Origin of the sequence: Cellulomonas xylanilytica, from assembly GCF_007989805.1 — a bacterium.
Taxonomy (GTDB): Bacteria; Actinomycetota; Actinomycetes; order Actinomycetales; family Cellulomonadaceae; genus Cellulomonas; species Cellulomonas xylanilytica.
In genome coordinates, this window is record NZ_BJUB01000001.1 from 154,334 (window position 1) to 177,725 (window position 23,392).

Annotated in this window: 24 protein-coding genes, 1 tRNA gene and 1 other RNA gene; 17 read left to right on the top strand and 9 right to left on the bottom strand. The window is 72.7% G+C overall.

What is annotated here, in order from left to right; all coding sequences use genetic code 11:
- Positions 1–80 precede the first annotated feature (80 nt).
- The 4 genes from CXY01_RS00665 to CXY01_RS00680 all read left to right on the top strand — a co-directional run bounded on the left by CXY01_RS00665 (position 81) and on the right by CXY01_RS00680 (position 3,544).
- Positions 81–581 carry a DUF3145 domain-containing protein gene (locus CXY01_RS00665; protein ID WP_146925145.1) on the top strand — a complete coding sequence of 167 codons (501 nt, stop codon included), beginning with the start codon at positions 81–83 and terminating at the stop codon, positions 579–581.
- 146 nt (positions 582–727) lie between these two features.
- On the top strand, positions 728–1,183 hold the full coding sequence (locus tag CXY01_RS00670; RefSeq protein ID WP_146925146.1) for an FMN-binding protein: 456 nt from the start codon (positions 728–730) through the stop codon (positions 1,181–1,183).
- Complete coding sequence (locus CXY01_RS00675; protein WP_146925147.1) at positions 1,170–2,030, top strand: FAD:protein FMN transferase; 861 nt, start codon at positions 1,170–1,172, stop codon at positions 2,028–2,030. Before CXY01_RS00670 ends, CXY01_RS00675 begins: the two co-directional genes overlap by 14 nt.
- Positions 2,027–3,544 (top strand): FAD-dependent oxidoreductase, encoded by a 1,518-nt coding sequence (locus CXY01_RS00680; RefSeq protein WP_146925148.1) that lies wholly within the window; start codon positions 2,027–2,029, stop codon positions 3,542–3,544. Before CXY01_RS00675 ends, CXY01_RS00680 begins: the two co-directional genes overlap by 4 nt.
- Positions 3,545–3,586: 42 nt before the next feature.
- Here CXY01_RS00680 and CXY01_RS00685 read toward each other — a convergent pair whose 3' ends face one another.
- The 5 genes from CXY01_RS00685 to CXY01_RS00705 form a co-directional block, all read right to left on the bottom strand.
- The gene (locus tag CXY01_RS00685; RefSeq protein WP_146925149.1) at positions 3,587–4,834 is read right to left on the bottom strand and encodes a beta-ketoacyl-[acyl-carrier-protein] synthase family protein; all 1,248 of its coding nucleotides are present in this window, start codon (positions 4,832–4,834) and stop codon (positions 3,587–3,589) included.
- 86 nt (positions 4,835–4,920) lie between these two features.
- The gene (locus tag CXY01_RS00690) at positions 4,921–5,169 is read right to left on the bottom strand and encodes an acyl carrier protein (protein WP_056090400.1); all 249 of its coding nucleotides are present in this window, start codon (positions 5,167–5,169) and stop codon (positions 4,921–4,923) included.
- 85 nt (positions 5,170–5,254) lie between these two features.
- Positions 5,255–6,259, bottom strand: coding sequence for a beta-ketoacyl-ACP synthase III (locus tag CXY01_RS00695; protein ID WP_146925150.1), 1,005 nt, complete (start codon positions 6,257–6,259; stop codon positions 5,255–5,257).
- Positions 6,256–7,233 (bottom strand): ACP S-malonyltransferase, encoded by a 978-nt coding sequence (locus CXY01_RS00700; protein ID WP_146925151.1) that lies wholly within the window; start codon positions 7,231–7,233, stop codon positions 6,256–6,258. The genes CXY01_RS00695 and CXY01_RS00700 overlap by 4 nt, the downstream gene beginning before the upstream one ends.
- A 110-nt stretch (positions 7,234–7,343) precedes the next feature.
- Positions 7,344–8,645 (bottom strand): PucR family transcriptional regulator, encoded by a 1,302-nt coding sequence (locus CXY01_RS00705; RefSeq protein ID WP_146925152.1) that lies wholly within the window; start codon positions 8,643–8,645, stop codon positions 7,344–7,346.
- 134 nt (positions 8,646–8,779) lie between these two features.
- Between CXY01_RS00705 and CXY01_RS00710 the strand changes: the two genes are divergently transcribed.
- Positions 8,780–9,466: a hypothetical protein gene (locus CXY01_RS00710; protein WP_246124894.1), complete on the top strand. Its 687-nt coding sequence runs from the start codon at positions 8,780–8,782 to the stop codon at positions 9,464–9,466.
- A gap of 64 nt (positions 9,467–9,530) precedes the next feature.
- Here the strand turns inward: CXY01_RS00710 and aceE are convergent, their stop codons facing one another.
- The gene (gene aceE, locus CXY01_RS00715; protein WP_146925153.1) at positions 9,531–12,275 is read right to left on the bottom strand and encodes a pyruvate dehydrogenase (acetyl-transferring), homodimeric type; all 2,745 of its coding nucleotides are present in this window, start codon (positions 12,273–12,275) and stop codon (positions 9,531–9,533) included.
- A gap of 345 nt (positions 12,276–12,620) precedes the next feature.
- Between aceE and CXY01_RS00720 the strand changes: the two genes are divergently transcribed.
- The 7 genes from CXY01_RS00720 to CXY01_RS00750 all read left to right on the top strand — a co-directional run bounded on the left by CXY01_RS00720 (position 12,621) and on the right by CXY01_RS00750 (position 17,376).
- Positions 12,621–13,043: a DUF3052 domain-containing protein gene (locus CXY01_RS00720; RefSeq protein ID WP_146925154.1), complete on the top strand. Its 423-nt coding sequence runs from the start codon at positions 12,621–12,623 to the stop codon at positions 13,041–13,043.
- Between the two features lie 55 nt (positions 13,044–13,098).
- Positions 13,099–13,578: a peroxiredoxin gene (locus tag CXY01_RS00725; protein ID WP_146925155.1), complete on the top strand. Its 480-nt coding sequence runs from the start codon at positions 13,099–13,101 to the stop codon at positions 13,576–13,578.
- A 60-nt stretch (positions 13,579–13,638) separates the two neighbouring features.
- Positions 13,639–13,712 (top strand) — tRNA-Val (locus CXY01_RS00730).
- A gap of 29 nt (positions 13,713–13,741) precedes the next feature.
- Entirely contained in the window at positions 13,742–14,614 is an 873-nt protein-coding gene (locus CXY01_RS00735) for an MOSC domain-containing protein (protein ID WP_146925156.1), read from the top strand.
- A 10-nt stretch (positions 14,615–14,624) separates the two neighbouring features.
- Positions 14,625–15,833 (top strand): Nif3-like dinuclear metal center hexameric protein, encoded by a 1,209-nt coding sequence (locus CXY01_RS00740; protein ID WP_146925157.1) that lies wholly within the window; start codon positions 14,625–14,627, stop codon positions 15,831–15,833.
- Complete coding sequence (locus tag CXY01_RS00745; protein WP_146925158.1) at positions 15,830–16,576, top strand: zinc ribbon domain-containing protein; 747 nt, start codon at positions 15,830–15,832, stop codon at positions 16,574–16,576. The genes CXY01_RS00740 and CXY01_RS00745 overlap by 4 nt, the downstream gene beginning before the upstream one ends.
- 44 nt (positions 16,577–16,620) lie before the next feature.
- On the top strand, positions 16,621–17,376 hold the full coding sequence (locus CXY01_RS00750; RefSeq protein WP_246124896.1) for a histidine phosphatase family protein: 756 nt from the start codon (positions 16,621–16,623) through the stop codon (positions 17,374–17,376).
- A 4-nt stretch (positions 17,377–17,380) separates the two neighbouring features.
- On the opposite strand, the gene CXY01_RS00755 is transcribed toward CXY01_RS00750, so the two are convergent.
- Entirely contained in the window at positions 17,381–18,550 is a 1,170-nt protein-coding gene (locus tag CXY01_RS00755; RefSeq protein ID WP_146925159.1) for an SLC13 family permease, read from the bottom strand.
- On the bottom strand, positions 18,551–19,330 hold the full coding sequence (locus CXY01_RS00760) for a YaaA family protein (RefSeq protein ID WP_146925160.1): 780 nt from the start codon (positions 19,328–19,330) through the stop codon (positions 18,551–18,553).
- Positions 19,331–19,378: 48 nt separating this feature from the next.
- Here CXY01_RS00760 and CXY01_RS00765 point away from each other — a divergent pair, with 48 nt between their 5' ends.
- Positions 19,379–19,762, top strand: coding sequence for a tautomerase family protein (locus tag CXY01_RS00765; RefSeq protein ID WP_146925161.1), 384 nt, complete (start codon positions 19,379–19,381; stop codon positions 19,760–19,762).
- Here the strand turns inward: CXY01_RS00765 and CXY01_RS21365 are convergent.
- Positions 19,744–20,034 (bottom strand): LuxR C-terminal-related transcriptional regulator, encoded by a 291-nt coding sequence (locus tag CXY01_RS21365; RefSeq protein ID WP_146925162.1) that lies wholly within the window; start codon positions 20,032–20,034, stop codon positions 19,744–19,746. The genes CXY01_RS00765 and CXY01_RS21365 overlap by 19 nt on opposite strands.
- A 67-nt stretch (positions 20,035–20,101) precedes the next feature.
- Here CXY01_RS21365 and rnpB point away from each other — a divergent pair.
- The 4 genes from rnpB (at position 20,102) to CXY01_RS20730 (ending at position 23,372) form a co-directional block, all read left to right on the top strand.
- Positions 20,102–20,483: RNase P RNA component class A (rnpB, locus tag CXY01_RS00775), an RNA gene on the top strand.
- Positions 20,484–20,900: 417 nt separating this feature from the next.
- A complete protein-coding gene (locus tag CXY01_RS00785) occupies positions 20,901–21,368 on the top strand; it encodes a ParB/RepB/Spo0J family partition protein (protein WP_146925163.1) in 468 nt (155 codons plus the stop codon).
- Positions 21,369–21,440: 72 nt separating this feature from the next.
- Complete coding sequence (locus CXY01_RS00790; RefSeq protein ID WP_146925164.1) at positions 21,441–22,130, top strand: hypothetical protein; 690 nt, start codon at positions 21,441–21,443, stop codon at positions 22,128–22,130.
- Between the two features lie 546 nt (positions 22,131–22,676).
- Positions 22,677–23,372 carry an excalibur calcium-binding domain-containing protein gene (locus CXY01_RS20730; protein WP_186813245.1) on the top strand — a complete coding sequence of 232 codons (696 nt, stop codon included), beginning with the start codon at positions 22,677–22,679 and terminating at the stop codon, positions 23,370–23,372.
- Positions 23,373–23,392: the final 20 nt, after the last annotated feature.

The window sequence follows — 23,392 nt, forward strand, 5'->3', positions numbered from 1 at the left end:
TCCGTCCGGCATGCGTACTCCTGGGAACGTGACTGAGGTCGTTGGGGAAGGCGAACCTCGAGCCCGTTCAGGAGGACGACATGGCTGGTGCGATCACCCGCGGTGTACTTTTCGTGCACTCTGCACCGCGCGCGCTGTGCCCCCACGTGGAGTGGGCGGCAGGCAACGTGCTGGGCTCACGCACCACGTTCGACTGGACGGCGCAGCCGGCCGGTCCGGGCTTCTACCGTGCTGAGCACTCGTGGCAGGGCCCGCAGGGCACCGGCGCGCGCCTAGCCTCCGCCCTGCGCGGCTGGGCCCACCTGCGCTACGAGATCACCGAGGAAGCCAGTCACGGCGTCGACGGCTCGCGGTGGAGCCACACGCCCGAGCTCGGCATCTTCCACGCCGCGACCGACGTGCACGGCAACATCGTCGTGCCGGAGGACCGGATCCGCGCCGCCCTCGAGCACGCCGCCGACCCGCTCCGGCTGCGCAGCGAGCTCGACCTCGCACTGGGGCAGGCGTGGGACGACGAGCTGGAGCCCTTCCGGTACGCCGGTGCCGGCGCCCCCGTGCGCTGGCTGCACCGCGTCGGCTGAGTGCTCCGGGCGAGCCGAACTTAATCGCTTCGCTCGGCCACTGGACGTTCACAGCGTGCGCCCAGCCGTGGACCCTAGCGTCCTGACCTGTTGCAATACGGCCGTCACTGGCCGTGCCAGGGGGACACGATGAGGGGAAACCACGCATGAGGACGCCACGCAGGACCACGATCGCGCTCGTCTCGGGGGTGTCCGCAGTCGCTGCGCTCACGTCCTGCAGCAGCGGGGCCGCGAGCCCGGACACCGCGGACGAGGCCGCCGAGCAGCCGTCGGAGGCGGCCGTCGTCGAGGAGCCCGCGGCGCCCGAGTACGCCGACGGCACCTACACCGCGACCGGCTCGTACGAGTCGCCGGCAGGTCCGGAGACCGTCGGTGTCTCGATCACCCTCGCCGACGGCATGGTGTCGGCCGTCGAGGTCACGCCGGAGGCCACCAACCCCGCGTCGCAGAAGTTCCAGACGCAGTTCGCCTCGGGCGTCGCCGACGTCGTCGTCGGCCAGCCGATCGAGGGCCTCACCGTCGACGCGGTCTCCGGCTCCTCCCTCACCCCCGAAGGGTTCAACGCGGCGCTCGTGGAGATCGCCGCTGATGCGCACGCCTGAGGCGTCCTTCGACGCGATCGGCACCCGGTGGTCGATCCACGTCGACGGGCCGCTCGACGTGGTCACGCGGGCACGGGTGCAGTCGCGGATCGCGTCGTACGACGCCGTCTGGTCCCGGTTCCGCGACGACTCCGTGGTCGCGCAGATGTCGCGCGAGCCGGGGACGTACCGGCTGCCCCCGGAGGCCGGCCCGCTGCTCGACCTGTACGCGACGCTCGGTCGCTGCACCGACGGCGCCGTGTCCCCGTTGGTCGCACGCAGCCTGGTCCGGCTCGGGTACGACGCCGGCTACTCGCTCCGTGCGGGCGTCGCTGAGCCGGCACCCGCCTGGGACGACGTGCTCGAGCGCGACGGGTGCACCCTCGTCGTGCGCGAGCCCGTCCTGCTCGACGTGGGTGCCGCGGGCAAGGGCCAGCTGGTGGACCTCGTCGCGGCCGAGCTGCTGGACTGCGGCATCGAGGCCTACGTGGTCGACGCCGGCGGGGACCTGGTCCACCGCGGCGGGACCGCGTTCCGGGTGGCGCTGCAGCAGCCCGGCGACCCCACGCGCGCGATCGGGGTCGTGGACCTCGACGGCGCCGCCCTGTGCGGGTCGGGGGTGGACCGCCGTGCGTGGGGCGACGGGCTGCACCACGTGCTGGACGCGCGGACGGGGCTGCCGACGCAGGAGGTCGTCGCCACCTGGGTCGTCGCGGACACCGCGATGGTCGCCGACGGTCTGAGCACCGCCCACTTCTTCGCGGACCCCGACCGGCTGGAGGCGGCGATCGACCACACCTACGTGCGGATGGTCGCCGACGGCCGGGTCCGGTACTCGCTGGGCCTCCCAGGGGAGCTGTTCGCATGAGCACCGTCGACACCGTCCTCGGCCGGGTGACGATGTACCGGCTGGTCACCATCGCGCTCGGCGGGATCCTGCTGGTCGCGCTGGTGCTGTCCGTCCTCGGGCCGGTGCAGCAGGACCCCGTCGCCCTCGTGGTCAGCACCGCGGTCGCCGTGGTGGTCAGCGTGCTCGCCGGCCGCGCGTGCGGGGCGCTCTGGCGCACCCGCGTGCACACCGAGTCGGCTGTCATCACCGGCCTGATCCTGGCCCTGCTCTTCTGGCCGGAGACCACGCCGACGGGTCTCGGCATCGTCGCGCTGGCCGCCGTCCTGGCCGCGCTGTCGAAGTTCGTCGTCGCGGTCCGGGCCAGGCACGTGCTCAATCCTGCCGCCGCAGGCGCCCTCGCCGCTGGGCTGCTGGCCCCACTGTTCGGAGGCTTCGGCGCCGTGTGGTGGGTGGCGACCCCCGCCCTGCTGCCCGTCGTCGCGCTGGCGGCACTCGCCGTCGTCGTCCGGACGCGTCGGCTCGCGCTCGTCGCCACCTACCTGGCCGCTGCGCTCGCCGTGCTCCTGCCGCGGCTGGTCGCCACGGGCGCCGCACCCACCGACGCCCTGCTGACGGCCCTGCAGTCCTACCCGCTGGTCTTCGCGGCCGGGTTCATGCTCACCGAGCCGCTCACCCTCCCGCCCCGGCGGTGGCAGCAGCTCGCTGAGGCCGCGCTCGTGGGCGCGCTGACGGTCGTCCCGTTCAGCCTCGGCGTCCTGTACGCGTCACCCGAGCTCGCGCTGGTCGTCGGCAACGTCCTGGCCTTCACGGTCGGGCAGCGGCGGGCCGTCCACCTGCGGGTGCGTGCCCAGCGGATGGTCACTCCCGGCATCCGGGAGGTCGCGTTCGCGTCCGACGCCGCCGTGCGGTTCCGCCCCGGGCAGTGGATCGAGCTGCACGTCCCCCATCAGGGCGCCGACGCGCGGGGGTCCCGCCGGGTCTTCTCCCTCGCGACCCCGCCCGACCACACGGACGGCGTCGCCGTGGCGTTCCGGGTCACCGAGTCGCTCAGCTCCTTCAAGCAGGCGCTCAGCGCGCTGCCCGAGGGCGGGCTCGTGCGCGCGACCGGGGTCGGCGGCGACTTCGTGCTGCCCAAGGACGCGGCCGTCCCGCTGCTGCTCCTCGCGGGCGGCATCGGGATCACCCCGTTCGTGAGCCAGCTGTCCGACCTCGCCCGGTCGGGCGCCCGGCGGGACGTCGTCGTCGTGCTGCTGCTCGGCCCCGGCGACGAGGCGCCCTACGCCGACGTGCTCGTCGGGTCCGGCGCGCGCGTGGTCGTCGTGAGCCCGCAGCGGCCGACCGCGCTCCCGGAGTCGTGGGTGTTCGCCACCGGGCCGACCATCGACGCCACCACGCTGAAGGAGACCGTGCCCGACGCCGCACGCCGGGTCGCGTACGTCTCCGGCGGACCGGGCATGGTCGAGCACTCGCGCCGCGTCCTGCGCCGCTCGGGTGTCCGCCGCATCCGCACGGACGCCTTCAGCGGCTACTGACCGGCGGACCCGTGGGGGGACCCGGCGACCGGCAGCCCGACGTCAGACCGAGGCGACGACCAGCGCGACGTTGTGGCCGCCGAAGCCGAACGAGTTGTTGACCGCCGCGATGTCGCCGTCGCGCAGGGCGCGGGGCTTGTCACGGACGAGGTCCAGCACCAGCTCGGGGTCGGGGTTGTCGACGTTGATGGTCGGCGGTGCCTGCCGGTCGTGCAACGCCAGGACGGTGAAGATCGTCTCCAGCGCGCCGGCGCCGCCGAGCAGGTGGCCGGTCATCGACTTGGTGGCCGAGAGCGCGACGTGGTCCGCCTCGTCCCCGAGCAGGCCGCGGATGGATCGGGCCTCGATGAGGTCGCCCACGACGGTCGACGTCGCGTGCGCGTTGACGTGCACGACGTCCTTGCGGGCGACCCCGGACTCCTCGAGGGCGGCGCTCATCGCGCGGATCTGCCCTTCGCCCGAGGGCTCGGGGGACGTCATGTGGTAGCCGTCGGCGGACAGGCCGACGCCGGCGATGCGGGCGTAGACGCGGGCGCCGCGGGCCGCGGCGTGCTCGGCGCTCTCCAGGACGACCACACCGGCCCCGTCGCCCATGACGAACCCGTCGCGGTCGACGTCGTAGGGGCGTGAGGCGCGCTCGGGGTCGTCGTTGCGCAGCGAGAGCGTGCGCGACGCGGCGAACGCGGCGACGTTCATGGGGTGGATCGACGCCTCGGTGCCACCGGCGATGACGATGTCGGCGCGGCCGGTGCGGATCATCTCGACGCCGTAGCCGATGGCCTCGGCGCCGGAGGCGCAGGCGGACACGACCGCGTGGGCGCCGGCGCGGGCACCGAACTCGAGCGACACGTAGGCCGTCGGGGAGTTGGGCATGAGCATCGGCACCGTCATCGGCAGGACCCGACGCGCGTTGCCGCTGGCGAGCAGGCCCTCCCACGCGTCCAGGATCGTGCGGATGCCGCCGATGCCGGAGGACACGACGGAGCCCAGCCGCTCGCCGTCCACCTCGGGGGAGCCCGCGTCGGCCCAGGCCTCGCGGGCGGCGATGACGGCGTACTGCGCGGACGGGTCCATCCGCTTCATCTCGGGCCGTGCCATGGCCTCGGACGGGTCGACCTTGATGGTCGCCGCGAACCCGACCGGCAGTCCGAACCTCTCGACCCAGTCGTTATCGAAGCGGCGGGCGCCCGACTCGCCGTTCAGCGCGGCGGCCCAGGTGCTGGGGACGTCACCGCCGAGAGGCGTCGTGGCTCCCAGTCCGGTGACGACGACGTCGGGTACGTGGCTCATCGGTGCTCCAGATCTGCGGTCGAGAGACTGCGAGAGGGTCAGCCGGTCCCGGGCGTGCACGCCCGGGACCGACCGGTCGCGCGGGATCAGGCCTGCGCGCCCGTGATGAACGAGACGGCGTCGCCGACCGTGGCGAGGTTCTTGACCTCGTCGTCGGGGATGCGCACGTCGAACTTCTCCTCGGCGAGCGTGACGATCGTCATCATCGACAGCGAGTCGATGTCGAGGTCGTCGGTGAAGGACTTCTCGGGCAGGACGGAGTCCGTGGGCAGACCGGTCTCCTCGCTGACGATCTCGGCCAGGCCGGCCAGGATCTCCTGCTCGCTGTACGCCATCGGTATCTCCTCGTGTGGGTTGGTGCTTCGGGGATGGAGCTCGGGGTCGGACGAACGGTACAACCGGCGTCGTACCTCAGGGGTGTCAGGGCAGGACGACGACCTGCGCCGCGTAGACCAGGCCGGCTCCGAAGCCGATCTGCAGGGCGAGCGCACCGCTCGGTACCTGACCCTCGCGCAGCAGGCGTTCGGTCGCCAAGGGGATCGACGCGGCGGAGGTGTTGCCGGTCTCCGCGATGTCCCGGCCGACGACGACCGTGTCGGGGAGCTTGAGGGTCTTGATCATCTGGTCGATGATCCGCATGTTCGCCTGGTGCGGGATGAAGGCCTCGATCTCGTCGGCCGTCACGCCGGCCGCGTCCATCGCCTTCTGCGCGACGGGCGCCATCTGCCAGACCGCCCACTTGTAGACGCTCTGGCCCTCCTGCCGCAGGGTGGGCCAGCCGAGACCCTCGTCCCGCGTGGCGAGCCAGGAGTGCGTCTGGCGGATGGCCTGGGCCTGGCTGCCGTCGGAGCCCCAGATGGTCGGGCCGATGCCGGGCGTCTCGGAGGGGCCGATCACGACCGCGCCGGCGCCGTCGCCCAGCAGGAAGGAGATCGTCCGGTCCGCGGGGTCGACGAGCTCGCTCATCTTCTCCGCGCCGATCACCAGCACGTTGCGCGCGGTGCCTGCACGGACGAGGGCGTCGGCCTGGCCGATGCCGTAGCAGTAGCCGGCGCACGCGGCCGAGATGTCGAACGCGGCCGCCGGTGTGGCGCCGATGCGGTCCGCGATGATCGCCGCCGCTGCGGGCGTCTGGTGGAAGTACGTGACCGTGGACAGGATCACCGCGTCGATGTCCGCACCCGTGAGGCCCGCGTTCTCGAGCGCGGCCCGCGCAGCGCCCTCGGCCAGGTCGAGGACGTCGGTGCCCGCCTCGGCGCGACGACGCGTGACGATGCCGGTGCGCTGGCGGATCCACTCGTCCGAGGAGTCGATGGGTCCGACGAGCTCGTCGTTGGTGACGACCCGCTCGCCGCGGACGCCTCCGACGCCCAGGATGCGGGTGTGGGCCGGGCCGGTGGCCTGCGTGAGAGTGGGACGGGTCACGACGACTTCTCCAGGTGGCTCTCGGGGTCTCCGGCATGCCGACGGACGAGGTCTCGCGCGGCGTCCAGGTCGGCGGGGGTCTTGACGGCGACGGTCTCGACCCCGGGCAGCGTACGCCGGGCCAGCCCGGTGAGCACCCCACCGGGAGCGACCTCGAGCAGCCCGGTGACCCCGAGTGCCTGGAGCGTCGACTGGCACAGGTCCCAGCGGACGGGGTTGGCCACCTGCGCGACGATCAGCTCGAGCGCCCGGGCGCCGGACGCGACGACGGTGCCGTCGGAGTTGGTCAGCAGCGGGACCATCGGCTCGCCCGGCGTGACGTCGTCGGCCGCGGCTCGCAGCTCGGTGACGGCGGGCGCCATGTGCTCGGTGTGGAACGCGCCGGCGACCTGCAGGGCGACGACGCGTGCACGGGTGGGAGGAGCGGCGGCGAGGGCGGCGAGCGCGTCGAGGGTCCCTGCGGCCACCACCTGGCCGCCGCCGTTGACGTTCGCCGGCACCAGGCCGTGCTCGGCGAGAGCGGCCAGCACCTCGTCCGGGTCACCGCCCAGCACCGCGCACATGCCGGTGGGGGTGGTCGCCGCAGCACGTGCCATCGCGGCGCCGCGCACCGCCACGAGGCGCAGGGCCTCGTCGTCGGTGAGCACGCCGGCGATCGCTGCCGCGGCGAGCTCGCCGACGGAGTGTCCGGCCGTCGCCCCGACCACCCGCTGCGCGGCGATGTCGAGGGCGTCGTCGGGACCGAGCTCGAGGACGGCCCGCAGGCTCGCGAGCGCCGACGCGACGAGCAGCGGCTGCGCCACGGCGGTGTCCCGGATGGTGTCGGCGTCCGACGTGGTGCCGTGGGCGACGAGATCCAGGCCGGTCGTGCGGGAGGCCCGCGCGATCGACTCGGCGACGGACGGCAGCTCGAGCCACGGGGCGAGCATGCCGGGGGACTGGGCGCCCTGACCGGGGCAGACGACGACGAGCACCCGACCACTCTGCCTGGCGCAGCGAGCCGACCCGCCTCACGGCGTGCACCAACCTTGTCGGGCACCCTTGTGCGACTCCTACAACGCGTCGCTCCCGTCGCCGTGCATGGTCAGCGCGGGCCGACCGCGGGAGCAGGCTCCACGGCGTCCAGCCGGCCGAGCGCCAGCGCGGTCTGGAGCACGTACGACTCGCGGGCGTCCAGCGGGTCCCAGCCGGTGACGTCGGCGACGCGGCGCAGGCGGTACCGGACCGTGTTGGGGTGCACGTACAGCGTGCGCGCCGCGGCCTCGAGCGAGCGTCCGGTGCCCAGGTACGCCGACACCGTCTCCAGGAGGGACCCGGGGCTGGCGGCGAGCGGCGCGTAGGCCTGCGCGACGAGCGTCCGGCGGGCGGTGACGTCCCCGATGAGGACGCGCTCCGGGAGGAGCTCGTCGGCCTGCACGGGGCGGGGTGCCTGCTCCCACGCGGGGGCGGCGAGCAGGCCGGACAGCGCGGCTCGCGCGGACCGCGCGGAGTCCGTCAGGTCGCCCACCACCGGCCCGATCACCACGGGACCGGGCCCGAACCGGGGCAGGAGCGTCCCCGCGGCGGCCAGCAGGTCACCCTCCCCGCCCAGGAAGACGACGAGCCGGTCGCCCTGGATGCCGACCAGGGCGTCGTCGGCGGCGCGGCGGGTCGCGCGACGCAGCTCGGCGGCCCGGACGTCGTCGAGGGCGGACGTCGTCGTCCCGACCATGACCAGCGTCGATCCCCGTCCGCTCCAGCCGAGCGCCGCGATCCGTGAGCGCAGCGCGTCGTCGACGTCCCCGCGCACGAGCGCGTCGACCACGAGCGCCTCGAGGCGGGCGTCCCAGGCACCGCGGACCTCGGCGGCGCGGGCGTAGACCTCGGCCGCGGAGAACGCGACCTCGCGCGAGTAGCGCAGCACCGCCTCGCGCACCTCGCGCTCGTCGCCCGGGGCGGCGAGGCGGTCGCTGTGGGTCTCGACCACGTCGACGACGACGCGGACGAGCTGGAGCGTGTGCTGCAGCGAGATGGACCGCGTGAGCTCGGGCGGCGCGGCCGCGAAGATGTCCCCGACGCCGTGGGGCGGGCGCGTCGGCTCCGCGAACCAGGTGACGAACGCGGTGATGCCTGCCTGGGCCACCAGCCCCACCCAGGAGCGGTCCTCCGCGGGCAGCGCGCGGTACCACTCGAGGTCGTCGTCGAGCCGGCGCATGGCCGCCGCGGAGAGCAGCCCGGCGCTGTCGCGCACCCGGCGCTGGGTCTCGGGTCCGCCCCGCGCCTCGAGCACCGGCGTGCGCAGGCGGGCGGGCGCCGAGCGCCGCGGCCGGCTCGGTGCCGGTGCCGGGTCCGGCTGGTCGGACGCAGTGGCGGGGGCGGAGCCCTTCCCGCGCGGTGAGCTGGACATGGGCCGAGCATAGGGTCGGGGATTGTGGGAAGTCGACAAAGGACGGTCCGTCGCCGCCCTGTCGGCCGTGCCTGGCGAGTGTGAGGTATGTCGTCGAAAGGGTGTGGTCCGCCCCCAGCGGATAGGGTCGCGTCATGGCTCTTCTGCCCCGTTTGCGTCAGCTCATGCGACGGCCGTCCTCGGCCTCGCGGGTCGGCGCGCGCCGACCGACGACTGCTGCGCGGCGCGGCGACACGCTCCACGAGGACGCGCTGCGCTCGATGCTCAGCGACGACCCGAACAACGACCGGGCCTTCGTCGCCCTCGCGGAGATCGTCCGTCGCCGGGCTGCGGAGGCCAGTCCCGACCACGACCCGCTCTCCGCCGAGACCACGGACACCGAGCGGCAGCGCGCTGCCGACCTGGCCGTCTGGGCGCTCGGCGAGGAGCTCGCGGGCAACCCGCGGGCCTGGTACCCGCTCATCGAGGTCGCGCGCCTGTCGGTGCACGACGACCACGAGGGCACGCTGCGCCGGCTGACCACCGCCGCCGAGCGTGACCCGTCGGGCAAGGCGCTGGTCGAGGCGCTGGGCCTGCTGCGTGAGGCCGGCCTGCCGGTCGACGCCCTCGGTCTCGGGGTGGGTCACTGGCGGCCGCGCGAGCACGACCCCGAGGTCGCCCGCCAGCTCGTGCTGGCGTCGATCGAGGCCGGCCGGCCGCTCGAGGCCAAGCAGCACATCGCCGCCCTCGACCTGTACCCGAACCAGCGCGAGATCGCCGACCTGCGGCGCGAGCTCGAGCGTGACGTCGCGCACGCCGAGCAGACCATCCCCGGCACCTGACGACCGCACGACGAAGGCCCGGGCTCCTCCGCGGAGCCCGGGCCTTCGTCGTCAGCGCGTCAGCTCAGCTGTCGCCGCCCGTGTTGCCGGACGTGCCGGCCGTGACGTCGTCCAGGCGGTAGCGCTCGATCGCCTGGGCCGGCGCCTCGGCGGCCACCGCGCCAGAGCGCGCGAGCTGCTGGAGCACGCGCACCACCGTCGACGGGCCGTCGATCTTGAAGTGCCGACGGGCCGCCGCGCGGGTGTCCGAGAAGCCGAAGCCGTCGGCGCCCAGCGTGGCGTACGGGCCGGGCACCCAGGCGCGGACCTGGTCGGCGACGAGGTGGTCGAAGTCCGTCGTCGCGACGAACGGGCCCTCGGCACCCTGGAGCTTGGCCGTCAGGTACGGCACGCGCTCCTCCTCGCCGGGGTGCAGGTACGCGTGCTGGTCCGCGGCGAGCCCATCGCGGCGCAGCTCGTTCCAGCTGGTCACCGACCACACCGCGGCCTGGACGCCCCAGTCCTCGGCAAGGAGCTTCTTGGCCTCGAGCGCCCACGGCACCGCGACGCCCGACGCCAGGATCTGGGCGCGCGGCCCGTCACCCTCGGCCGGTGCGACCAGGTGGATCCCGCGCAGGATGCCCTCGACGTCGACGCCCTCGGGCTCGGCCGGCTGCTGCATGGGCTCGTTGTAGACGGTGAGGTAGTAGATGACGTCGCGGTCACGGTCGTGACCCTCGCCGTACATCCGCTCGATGCCGTCCTTGACGATGTGCCGGATCTCGTACCCGTACGCCGGGTCGTAGTGCACGACGTGGGACATGGTCCCGGCCAGGAGGGGCGAGTGGCCGTCGGCGTGCTGCAGGCCCTCACCGGTCAGGGTGGTGCGGCCGGCGGTGGCGCCGATGAGGAACCCGCGGGCCATCTGGTCCCCGGCGGCCCAGAACTGGTCGCCGGTGCGCTGGAACCCGAACATCGAGTAGTAGAAGTAGAACGGGATCAGCGGCTCGCCGTGCGTCGCGTACGACGTGCCGACGGCCTGGAACGCGGAGGCCGAACCGGCCTCGTTGATGCCCGTGTGCATGATCTGGCCGGACTCGGACTCCTTGTAGGAGAGCATGAGCTCGCGGTCCACGGACATGTAGTTCTGGCCGTTGGTGTTGAAGATCTTGGCGCTCGGGAAGATCGAGTCGAGCCCGAACGTGCGCGCCTCGTCGGGGATGATCGGCACCAGGCGGTGACCGAACTCCTTGTCCCGCACCAGGTCCTTGAACAGGCGCACGAGCGCCATCGTCGTGGCGACCTCCTGCTGCCCCGAGCCCTTGGCCAGGCCCTCGTAGACCTTGTCCGCCGGCAGCGTGAGCGGCTTGTGCGTGGAGCGACGCTCCGGCACGAACCCACCGAGCTGGCGGCGGCGCTCGAGCATGTACTGGATGCCCTCGTCCTCGGCGCCCGGGTGGAAGTACGGCGGGACGTACGGGTTCTCGTCGATCTGCTCGTCCGTGATCGGGATGCGCAGCGAGTCCCGCAGGGTCTTGAGGTCGTCCGCCTTGAGCTTCTTCATCTGGTGCGTGGCGTTGCGCCCGGCGAAGCCGGAGCCCAGGCCGTAGCCCTTGATGGTGTGCGCCAGGATGACGGTCGGCTGCCCCGTGTGCTCGCGAGCAGCCTTGTAGGCGGCGTAGATCTTGCGGTAGTCGTGACCGCCGCGCTTGAGCGCCCAGATCTCGTCGTCCGTCATCTTCTCCACGAGCTGCTTGGTCCGCGGGTCGCGGCCGAAGAAGTTCTCGCGGATGAACGCGCCGTTCTCGGCACGGTAGGTCTGGAAGTCGCCGTCGGGCGTCGTGTTCATCAGGTTGACGAGCGCGCGGTCCTTGTCGGCCTCGAGCAGCGCGTCCCACTCGCGACCCCAGACGACCTTGATGACGTTCCAGCCGGCGCCACGGAACTGCGCCTCGAGCTCCTGGATGATCTTGCCGTTGCCGCGGACCGGGCCGTCGAGACGCTGCAGGTTGCAGTTGACGACGAAGGTCAGGTTGTCCAGACCCTGCTGTCCGGCCAGCTGCAGCATGCCTCGGGACTCGGGCTCGTCCATCTCGCCGTCGCCGAGGAACGCCCAGACGTCCTGCTGGCTCGTGTCCTTGATGCCGCGCAGGTGCAGGTACCGGTTGGTCCAGGCCTGGTAGATCGCGCTGGAGGGCCCCAGGCCCATCGAGACCGTCGGGAACTCCCACAGGTCCGGCGCCAGGCGCGGGTGCGGGTACGACGGCAGGCCGCCGCCCGGGTGCGAGAGCTCCTGGCGGAACCCGTCGAGCTGGTGCGCGGACAGGCGCCCCTCGAGGAAGGCGCGGGCGTAGACGCCGGGGGAGGCGTGGCCCTGGAAGTAGACCTGGTCGCCACCACCCGGGTGGTCCTTGCCGCGGAAGAAGTGGTTGAGGCCCACCTCGGTCAGCGTCGCCACGGACGCGTAGGAGGAGATGTGCCCGCCGACGCCCACGCCGGGCCGCTGGGCCCGCGTGACCATCACCGCGGCGTTCCAGCGGATCCACGAGCGGTAGCGGCGCTCGAGCGCCTCGTCGCCCGGGAAGTAGGGCTCGTCCTGCACCGCGATGGTGTTGACGTAGGGGGTGTTGAGCGAGGCCGGGATGGCCACGTTCCGCTGTCGCGCGTGCCGCAGCATGCTCAGCAGCACGTACCGCGCGCGGGGACCGCCCTTCTCGTCGATGAGTCCGTCGAGGGACTCCACCCACTCGCCGGTCTCGTCCGGATCGATGTCCGGCACCTGGCTGAGCAGGCCACCGATGAGCGGTCCTGTCTCGTCGATCGAAGCCACCAGCGCTCCTTGCCTCTCGTCCGCGCGCACGAGCCCGGTCGGCATCGGCGGCGCATCTGGCCCGAACCGCCGGACGCACGCCGGTGTGGGCGGCGACGACGGGTGCGGGTAGTCGACCCATTCTCGGACCCCGAGGGCCCGAAAGTCACACCGAGTAGCAGGAACGTCCACGTGACGTCCGTGACAGTGGTCCCTGCTCGGCTCGCGCTCGGGTCCCGCGACGCCGCGACACCGTCATCCGTGCAGGTCTTGCGTGCGCCCGTCCGGGTGCGGTGGGCTAGCGTGTGCGGCAATGAGCAGGCGGTCCCCGGACGGGACCGCCGAGACGGAGGGAGCGGTCCGGACGTGTCATCCACCGCGGACGAAGGCGCGTCGCAGACGGCCGCCCGCTTGGGCTTCACCTCGGGCCAGGTGGTCCAGGAGTTCGGCTACGACGACGACGTCGACGACGAGCTGCGCACCAGCCTGGAGACCGTGACCGGCACGGAGCTGGTCGACGAGGAGTACGACGACGTCACCGACGGTGCCGTCATCTGGTTCCGGGACGGCGACGGCGACCTGACCGACGCGCTCGTGGACGCCATGACGGTGCTCGACGACGGCGGCCCCATCTGGGTCCTCACCCCGAAGGCGGGGCGGCCCGGGCACGTGTCCCACAGCGACATCGAGGAGGCGGCGACCACCTCGGGTCTGCACGCCATGACCACGTTCTCGATCGCGCCCGACTGGTCCGCCACCCGGCTCGGCGCGCGCGGACGCGGTCGCTGACCGCTGGTCGTACCGCACCTCGCACGGCACCGCGGTCGTTGTTACAGTCCGCGCCATGGACTCCACCGACCGCACCACGCCCCCGATCGGGGCTCCCGCCCCGGAGTTCTCGCTCCCGGACACGCACGGCACGCCGGTGACCCTCAGCGGGTTGCGGGGCGGTCCGGCCGTCATCGTGTTCGTCCCGTTCGCGTTCTCCGGCACGTGCACCGGTGAGCTCTGCGAGCTCCGGGACAACATCAAGGAGTTCGAGCAGGCCGGCGCCCATGTCGTCGTCGTGTCGTGCGACCCTGGCCACTCCCTGCGCGCCTGGGCGGCCCAGGAGGGCTTCGCCTTCGACCTGCTCTCCGACTTCTGGCCGCACGGCGAGGTGGCACGCGCCTACGGTGTCTTCGACGAGAGCCGAGGAATGGCCGTGCGCGGCAGCTTCCTGGTCGACGCCGAGGGCGTGCTGCGCTGGAGCCTGGTCAACCCTCCCGGACGGGCCCGCGACTTCTCCGCATACCGTGCCGCGCTGGCGGAGCTCTCCGCCTGACGACCACGCCCGCCGGTAGGCTGGGCGACCGTCGAGCCGCCCGCTGGTCGGGTGGCTCTGGGGCCTGTAGCTCAGCTGGTCAGAGCGCCGCGCTTACACCGCGGAGGTCGCCGGTTCGAAACCGGCCGGGCCCACCGCACGGACCGGTTGTTAGGGTCCAGCCATGCCCGCGACCCTGCCGTTCGTCTCCCGGCTGACGGTGTACCCGGTGAAGTCGTTCGCGGGCACCGTGCTCGACTCCCTGGAGCTGGGCGTCGCCGGCCCGCGCGGGGACCGGCGCTGGATGGTGGTCGACGCCGACGGCGACACGGTCACCGCGCGCAAGCACCCCCGGATGCTCTCCGCGGTCGCGACCCCCGACGGTCCCGGGGTGCGCCTCTCGGCGCCCGGCCTGACCGACCTGGTCGTGGGCGTGCCCGCCGGACCACCGGACGTCCCCGTCCGGCTCAGCCGCCTCGACACGGCGACCCGAGCGGGTGACGAGGCCGACGCGTGGTGCTCCGAGCTGGTCGGGCGGCCCGTCCGTCTGGTCCACCTGGACGACCCCGCTCGGCGCGGGATGTCGGAGAAGCACGGCGGCTCTGCCGACGACCCGCTGGCCCTGGTCGACACCGGACCGGTGCACGTCACGACGACCGCGTCGCTGCGTCGCCTGGACACCTGGGCGGCCGAGCTCCACGACGAGCGCGTCGAGCGCGCCCTCGCTGCCGGGCAGCCGGCGCCCGAGCCGTGGCGACCGCTGGACGTGCGGCGGTTCCGGCCGAACCTGGTGGTCGACGGGGACCTCGAGCCGTTCGCCGAGGACGGCTGGGCGCGGCTCGTCGTCGGGGACGTCGAGCTGCGGTTCGCCGACCACTGCGGCCGGTGCGTCATGACGACGATCGACCCGGACACGCAGGTCAAGGGCAAGGAGCCGCTGGCGTCGCTCGCCCGGCACCGGCGCCGCGACGGCGAGGTGTGGTTCGGGATCCAGATGGTCCCCGTCCGACCCGGGTCGGTCACCGTCGGCGACCGCGTCGAGACGTCGGACCGGTAGCGTGCGGCACGTGAGCGCACCGGTCCTGAGCGACGTCGTCCGGCTGCTCGAGCGGCGCTACCCCCCGTCCACGGCCGAGTCCTGGGACGCGGTGGGTCTGGTCACCGGTGATCCCGGCCAGCCCGTCCGCCGCGTGCTCCTCGCGGTCGACCCGGTGGCTGCCGTCGTCGACGAGGCGGTCGCCTGGGGTGCCGACCTCGTCGTGACGCACCACCCCCTCCTCCTGCGCCCGGTTCACTCGATCGCGGCGACGACGTTCAAGGGGGCGCTGCTGCACACCCTCGTGCGCTCCGGCACGGCGCTGTACACGGCGCACACCAACGCGGACGCGGCGGCCGGGGGAGTCAACGACGCCCTCGCGGCGGCGCTCGGCCTCGTCGGCACGGTCCCGCTGGACGCGGCGCCCGTGGAGGCGCTCGACAAGCACGTGGTGTTCGTCCCGGTCGGGGACGCGGAGCGGCTGGTCGACGCGCTCGCCGCCGCGGGCGCCGGGGCGATCGGCGAGTACACGCGGTGCGCGTGGACGTCGACGGGCGAGGGGACCTTCACGCCGTCCGACGCGGCGTCGCCGACGATCGGGTCCGCCGGTACGGCGTCGCGCGTGGTCGAGGCCCGGGTCGAGATGGTTGCCCCGCGTCGCCTCCGCTCGTCCATCGTCGCCGCGATGCGCGCCGCCCACCCCTACGAGGAGCCGGCGTTCGACGTGCTCGAGCTGGCGTCGTGGCCCGGCTCGACGGGCACCGGTCGTGTGGGGTCGCTGCGCGAGCCCACGACGCTGCGGGCGTTCGCGGCCTCGGTCGCGGCTGCGCTCCCCGCGACCGCGCAGGGCGTGCGGTTCGCCGGCGATCCCGAGGGGCGGGTCGAGCGCGTGGCGGTCGTCGGCGGGTCGGGCGACTCGTTCTTCGACGCGGTCCGGGCGTCCGGCGTCGACGCCTACGTGACGGCGGACCTGCGCCACCACCCGACGTCCGAGCTCCGCGAGCGCGCCGAGCACGACGGCTCGTCCACGCCGTACCTTCTCGACGTCGCCCACTTCGCCTCCGAGTGGCCGTGGCTCGCGCACGCGGCCCGCGCCCTGGAGCAGGACGCCGCCGCCGCGGGCACTACGGTGGAGACCCGCGTCAGCACGGTGAGCACCGACCCGTGGACGGGACGCGTCGCGAGCCCGGAACCGCATGGAGAGCACGACCCCGAAGCACCCCCGGAAGGACACCCGTGACGACTGCACCCGCAGCGGACCAGCGCCGACTGCTCGACGTCCAGGCTCTCGACACGCGCCTGGACCAGATCGCCCACAAGAAGCGCACCCTGCCGGAGCTCGCGCGGCTGACCGAGCTGGACTCGCAGGTCACGGACCTGCACACCGCCCTGGTGACCTCCCAGACGGCCGTGAGCGACCTGCAGCGCGAGCTGCGCAAGGCGGAGGCCGACGTCGAGCAGGTGCGCGTGCGTGCCGCGCGCGACCAGGCCCGGCTGGACTCCGGCACCGGCAGCCCCAAGGACCTCCAGGCGCTGCAGAGCGAGCTGGTGACCCTCGGACGCCGGCAGTCCGAGCTCGAGGAGGTCGAGCTGGACGTCATGGAGCGGCTCGAGGCTCACGAGAAGGCGCTCGCCGAGGTCACGACCGCGCACGAGTCGCTCGCCGAGAAGCGCGCCGGGGTCGAGGCTGAGCGCGATGCCGCGTACGCCGCGCTCGACGCCGAGGCGGAGACGGTCCGCGCCGAGCGCGCGACGGCCGCCGACGGTCTGGACGCCGGGCTGGTGACGCTCTACGAGCGGCTGCGCGCCCAGCTGGGCGGCAAGGGCGCCGGCGCACTGCGCGGGCGCCGGTGCGAGAGCTGCCGGCTCGAGCTGAACCCGCTCGACGTCGAGGCGATCGTCAAGGCACCCGAGGACCAGGTGGTGCGCTGCGAGGAGTGCGGCCGGATCCTCGTGCGCCTCCCGGAACCCGCGAAGGGCTGATCCGCGGCTCGCGCGACCCGCGTCGGAGGGACAGACTGCGAGGCGTGAGCGACGCCGCCGAACCGCTGGAGACCACCCCCGCCGACCCCGCGGGTTCGCCGCCGAGACGGGCGCCGCGGCCGTCCGGCGCAGGCGTCCGGTTCGACGAGGAGCAGCCGGTCACGGTGGTCCTCGTCCGGCACGGGCAGACGACCATGACCGTTACGCGCGGGTACTCCGGCTCCGGGGAGCCCGGCCCGCCCCTGGACGAGACCGGTCTGCGGCAGGCCCGTGACGCCGCCGACCTGGTCGACCGCGTCGGACGGGACCTGTGGGGCGACATCCCGTACCCGAGCGAGATCATCGCCTCGCCCATGGTCCGCACGCAGCAGACCAGCGCGGTCATCGCCGAGAAGCTGGGTCTGGCCGTCCGGACGGACGAGGCGTTCCAGGAGGCGAACTTCGGGGAGTGGCAGGGCCTGACCGCCGAGCAGATCGAGGAGCGGTGGCCCGGGCAGCTCGAGCCGTGGCACACGAAGGCCGACCTCCGGCCACCGGGTGGCGAGTCGATCGAGGACGTCGGTCGCCGGCTGCAGCGCGGTCTGGACCAGCTGCTGGCTGAGGGGGTCGACCGGACGGTCGTCGTCGTGAGCCACGCCGTGGCCATCCGCGCCGCGCTCGGCGTGACGATGGGGGCGCAGCCGTCGTCGTGGAGCCAGCTGCGGGTCGCGCCCGCGTCGGTGAGCATCGTGCGCCTCTTCGCGGACCGTCGCGACGAGATCGCGGTGGTCGGTGTGCCGAGCGAGGGTTGGTCGTCCTGAGCCGTCAGCTCGCGGCGACCAGCGCGAGCGTGGCAGCGACGACCGTGAGCGGGGCGAGCAGCAACCCCTGACGCACGATCGTGCCGGCCGGGACACCGAGCATCACCGTGCGGCACCGCTGCCACCACAGCACCGTCGCCAGCGAGCCCCAGGGCGTGATCAACGGCCCCACCCCGGTACCGACGAGCAGCGCAGCGACGCGCAGCGGGTCGGACCCGGCCGCCGGCTCCAGCGCCAGGTACGCGGGCAGGTTGTTCATCGCGTTCGACGCGAGGGCACCCGTCGCGGCCAGCTGAAGGAGCGCCGCCGGACCGTTCCCGGTGCCGGCCGCCTGCCCGAGCAGCGCGCCGAGCCCTTGGGCGTGGGCGGTCGCGACGACGACGAAGAGGCCCAGGACGACGAGCAGCGTCCGCCACGGCACCAGGTCGCGCGCGGCCACGGGGAGCTTCTGGTGCCGGGCCAGCGTCACCGCCAGCAGCACGACGGCCACGACGATCGCGGTGGGAGCGGTCGGTGCGCCGACGACGAACGCGATGGCGAGCACGCCGACCGTGACCGCGCACACGACGAGCAGTGTCCGGTCGCGAGCCGGGTGCGTCGGGCCCGGCTCGTACGTGCCGCCCAGCGACCGCCGGTCACGGATCGCCAGGACCGCCACGGTGACCACGACCGCCGCGACGGCCGGCGCCCACATCAGGCCCAGGTACCCGACACCGGCCGCGCGCAGGGTGTGGTCGGCCAGCAGGTTGGTCAGGTTGGACACCGGCAGGACGAGCGAGGCGGTGTTGGCCAGCGCCAGGACCGCGAGCGCGAACGGCAGCGGTGGCGTGCGGGTGCGCCGGGCAAGAGCGATGACGACCGGCGTGAGCAGCACCGCGGTCGTGTCCAGGGACAGGACGGCGGTGCTCACGGTCGCCAGCACCACGACGAGGGCCCAGAGCGCCCAGCGATGCCCGCGCGCGACCCGGGACGCCAGCCCCGCGGCCGCGTCGAACAGCCCCGCGCCCGCACACATCTCGGCGACCACGGTCAGCGCCGCGACGAAGACGAGGACGGGCAGGGTCCGCTCGGCCAGCTCGCGGGCGTCCTGCGCGGGCAGCGCGCCGCTGACGAGCACGAGCACGGTCACCACGACCGCGACCAGCCACCACGGGACGGCCCGCCGGCGCGCCACTCAGGCCACGACGAGCTCGAGCGTGCGCGCGCCGCGCGTGGGCGGGCCGAGCTCCACCGCGAGGAGCGCGGACCCGACGAGCTCCCGGGCGACACGTGCCAGACCCTCGGCGTCCTGCGGGGCGCGACCACGTCGGGTCAGCAGGTGACGGGTGAGCACCCCGCGCGTGTGCTTCGCGTTGTGCGAGACCACCGACCGGCTCCCGTCGAGCTCGCGCAGGACACGCACCTGCACCCAGTCGGCGGACCGCGGCGGGTGCCACGCGGCGAGGTACGTCGCGGACCGGCAGTCGACCACGAGCTCACCGTCGGCCCGCGCCTCGAGCTCGACGCCGAGCGCGCCTCGCCACGCCCCCGCCAGCGGTCCGATCCCCGGCAGGTCCGTGCCCATGGACAGCCGGTAGGCGGGGATCCGGTCGTCGGGTGCGACCAGGCCCCACAGGCCTGAGACGATCCGCAGGCTCTCGCTCGCCCGTGCCCGCCCGGTCGGCGTCAGCCGGTCGAGCCCGGCCGCGGCGTACAGCACACCCGTGTAGACGTGCTTCGCCGCCCCCGTCGGCAGGCTGCGCAGGTGCACGTTGCGCGCCACCTCGGCATCGAGGCTCGCCCCGACCCCCAGCACCCGCATGGCGTCCGGCGACGCGCTGGCCTCGACCAGTGCGTCGAGGACCTTCTCCCGCACCGGGTTCAGGCCTGGGGAGGAGAGGCTGTCGAGGTCGAGCTGGGGGCCGCGGGCGCGCGGCGGCGTCTTGCCCTCGGAGGGCGGCAGGAGCACGAGCACGCCTGAACTGTAGGCTCCGCGCGACGGTGCAGCGCGAGGAGGACCCCCATGGCGCACGTGAAGATCTACGGCCGGCGCGACGTCTGGCAGGACCGCCGGGGATCCGTGTCCGACGCGGTCCACCGCGCGGTCGTCGGCACCTGGGGACTCCCCGAGGACAAGCGGTTCCACCGCTTCCTGCTCCTCGACGCCGACGACCTCGTGGCCCCCCGGGGCAAGGACTACCTCGTCGTGGAGATCCTCTGCTTCACCGGACGGTCGCGCGAGGCGAGGCGCGCTCTCATCGCAGCGTTCTACGACGACGTCGCCCCCACCCTCGGCCTGGCCGCCGACGACCTCGAGGTCATCATCATCGAGAGCCCGCCGGAGAACTGGGGGATTCGTGGCGTGTCCGGCGACGAGCTGTCCCTGACCTACCGCGTGGACGTCTGAACCGACGGGCGCGGCACCTCCATCAGCCGCCGGCGCGGCTGCTCCGCCTCGGGCAGCGCCAGGTCCGCAGGGACCAGCCCACGCTCGCGACCGGCCGCCAGCGCCGACTCGCGGTCGGTGGTGCCGAGCTTCTGGTAGATCGAGCGGACCTGCGACTTCACGGTGTTCCGTGTGACGAAGAGCGACGCGGCGATCTCCCCGAGCGTCAGCGGCAGGGCCAGGTGCGCGAGGATCACTCGCTCGCGACGGGTCAGTGATTCCGTGATCTCCATGCCGGTGGTTCGACGCCGACCAGCAGACGGATGGGTGGCGATCGGGCGACTATGCTGGCGCCGCGGATGAGTCAGTCAGGCGGCCGCGTCGAGCCTCCGGGCTCGCCGAGGAACGTCCGGGCTCCGCAGAGCAGGGTGGTGGGTAACACCCACCCGGGGTGACCCGCGGGACAGTGCCACAGAGAACAGACCGCCCGACCGGTCCGCCGGTCGGGTAAGGGTGAAACGGTGGTGTAAGAGACCACCAGCGTGCCGGGCGACCGGTGCGGCTAGGTAAACCCCACCCGGAGCAAGGTCAGACAGGGAGCGTTCGAGGGCTGCTCGCCCGAGCTCCCGGGTAGGCCGCTGGAGGCGTACGGCAACGTGCGTCGTAGAGGGATGGCCGCCACTCGCGCAGTGCGGGCAACCGCGCGCGAGGACAGAACCCGGCGTATCGACTGACTCATCCGCTTTCAACGCTTTGACCAGCACAAACGCTCTGCGACTAGGTCGCTAGTCCGCGGTTGGTCCGCAAGACGTTTCGCGTCATCGCGGCATCGACGGCCTCACGGGTCCGACTGTCAGAATCCGGCCACAGGTGCGAGTACGTGTCGAGCGTCTCGACCGCCGACGCATGCATGTGCCCGCTCGGGCACATGTGCCGACGTCGGCACTTGCGCCGGATCGTGAGGGTGCCGACGTCGGCACCCTGCAGGGTGCGCTTGGAGTCGGGTCGCAGTCTATGCAGCCGCATACATTGCCCGACGTCGTGATGCGCCGCAGGGTGGGGAGTTCCCCACCCTGCACGGTCCGATCGGTGAGGGTCCGAACGCCAGGCATGTGCTACCGGTCGCACGTCCGTCAGGGTGCTGACGTGAGCACCCTCGATCGAGCGGTTCGGCGTGCTCGTGCCCGTGCTCATCGACCAGCACGGGCGCATCATCGACGGGCACCACCGCTCGCGCATCGCCGACGAGCTCGGCGTTCGATACCAGCCCGTCGTGCACGTCGTGGACGACGACGAGCACGCCGCCGCGATCGCTCGCGAGGTCAATCTGCACCGCCGGCACATGGACCCCGAACAGCGGCGAGCCGTCGTCGTGGCGCTCGCCGAACAGGGTCACTCGCAGGTCGCGATCGCCGAGGCCCTGAAGATCGGACGCGGCACGCTGCAGCGGGACATCGAGGGTGCCCACGTGGGCACCCTGCCGGACTACGTGACCGCGAAGGATGGCAAGTCGTACCCGCGCACGCTGCGACCGCTGACGCCGCACGAGGCCCGCACGGAGATGCGGCGTGCCGAACTGGCGGCGCAGCGGCTCGACTACGAGCCCGTTCCATCGATCTCGCGCTGACCGACGAACGGGAGGCACGCTGCCGGAGTGTCGATCGTTCGGCTTCCCTGCGCGTCCCTACCGTTGGAGAACATGAACCGAGTGGTGCACGTCGCGGTCGAGGACAGTTTCTGGGACGTCGCGACGGCGATCGGAACCGTGTTGGCGGTACTGGTCGCAGTTTGGCTCGGGGCGTCCGCGCAGCGTTCTGTTGCACGCGATCGACACGAACGCGAGCGGCACGATCTGTGGAAGCAAGCCCATCGAGTCTGGGTGTGGGCCGAACGAGTCGGCGAACTGGTCGACACCGCCGCCACTGCTGCGGGCGGGCCGCTGCTTCCCAAACAGCCCATGTATCGAATCGTTTTCCACAACGCCAGCAACAAGCCCATCTACGGGGCCCGGGTCGAATACCATATGTACGAACGCACCCCGGAGGGTGCACCAAACCAGCCTCCACCCGGTGAGGGTGAGTCGCGTGATCTCGGGCTGATCCCGCCCCGGACCCGGCGGCACGTCGACATTCCGATCAATCGTGCATTGTGGATTGAGCCATACGAGCAGGCGAACGGCGACCTTAACGCCACCTTCGCCGATGCCGAACACAACTCTTGGAAGATCGCTGGCAACCAGCCCCTTGAGTTGATGCGCACGCGGGTCGAGATGATTGCCCAGAGGAAGCTGATCGAGCGGCGGATCCCGAAGAAGCCTGACGGCGGCCCCGGTGAGTGGTGTGTCTGGGCGTGGCGGCGATACAACGTGTGGCGGATGGGTCAGGGCTAGCCCGATCTAACGCGCCGTGACGCGCTCGGCTGGCACCCACGCGAACCAGTGCCGCTCATGCCCGAGCGTCTGCCGGACGCACAACCACTCCGCAGGGGACGGGGGTGCGGGTGCGCGCGAGACGACGACCACGGGGATCCCGACGGTCTCGCCCGAGTAGAGATCGCTGCGCACAGTCGCGGACCGGTACGGCTCGATCGGGGTCTGCCCGGGTGGGTCACCGTGCATGCGTATCCACCGCGAGTAATCCATGCCGGGGACGGTACGGGGGAGTGGTGACATGCGGCCGTATGTGGGCTGTCAGAAAAACTGAACGCGCGTTTAGTCCGCGGTTAGTCCGCAAGATCTCGTGAAACCGCCTGATCTGGCGTGAGACAACGTGAGACGTTTGTGCAGGTCAGAGCCAGATTCCGGAGCATCGGCGCTGGTCAGAATAAGGCCAGAATAGAACCCGGCGTATCGACTGACTCATCCGCACCGTCTCGTGTGACCGCAGACACCGCGCCCGACGGTCAAGACCGCGGCCGGACCTGCCGTTGCAGGAGGGTGATCACCCGCCTCGCCCGTGTCGTGCTCGTCGCCGTGTCCGCCGCAGCCGTCGTCCTGCCGGCCTCCGCCGCGTCGGCCGTGTCGACCGACGTCGACTGCGTCGACTTCTCCTACCAGGAGGACGCGCAGGACCACCTCGACGGGCAGATCGGCGACCCGGACCGGCTCGACGCCGACGGCGACGGGATCGCGTGCGAGACACTGCCGCACCGCCCGGTCTCCGCGGCCCCGGCGCTCTCGTCGACGTCCGTGTACCGGTTCTGGAACCCCAGCCTCAGCAACGCGCACCTCTTCACGATGAGCGCCCTCGAGCGGGACACGATCAACTCGACCTACCCGAGCTGGATCGACGAGGGCCGGGCGTTCGCGGCGTGGCAGCCGGTCGGCGGCGAGTGCCCGGGGGCGACCCCGGTGTACCGCTTCTACTCCGCTCGGTACCTGCACCACTTCTACACGGCCAGCGATGCCGAGAAGCTGCACATCATCGCGACCGATCCCGACTGGACCTTCGAGGGCGTGGCGTACTGCGCGTCGACGTCGCCCGTGACCGGGTCGGTGCCCATGTACCGGTTCTGGAGCCCGCGGTTCGGTCAGCACCACTTCACCGCGAACCGGGCCGAGTCGCGCCAGCTGCGGACCACGGACACCGCGAACTGGCAGTACGAGGGGATCGCGTACTACGTCCTGCCGTGACCCGGCGGCCGTATTCCGCC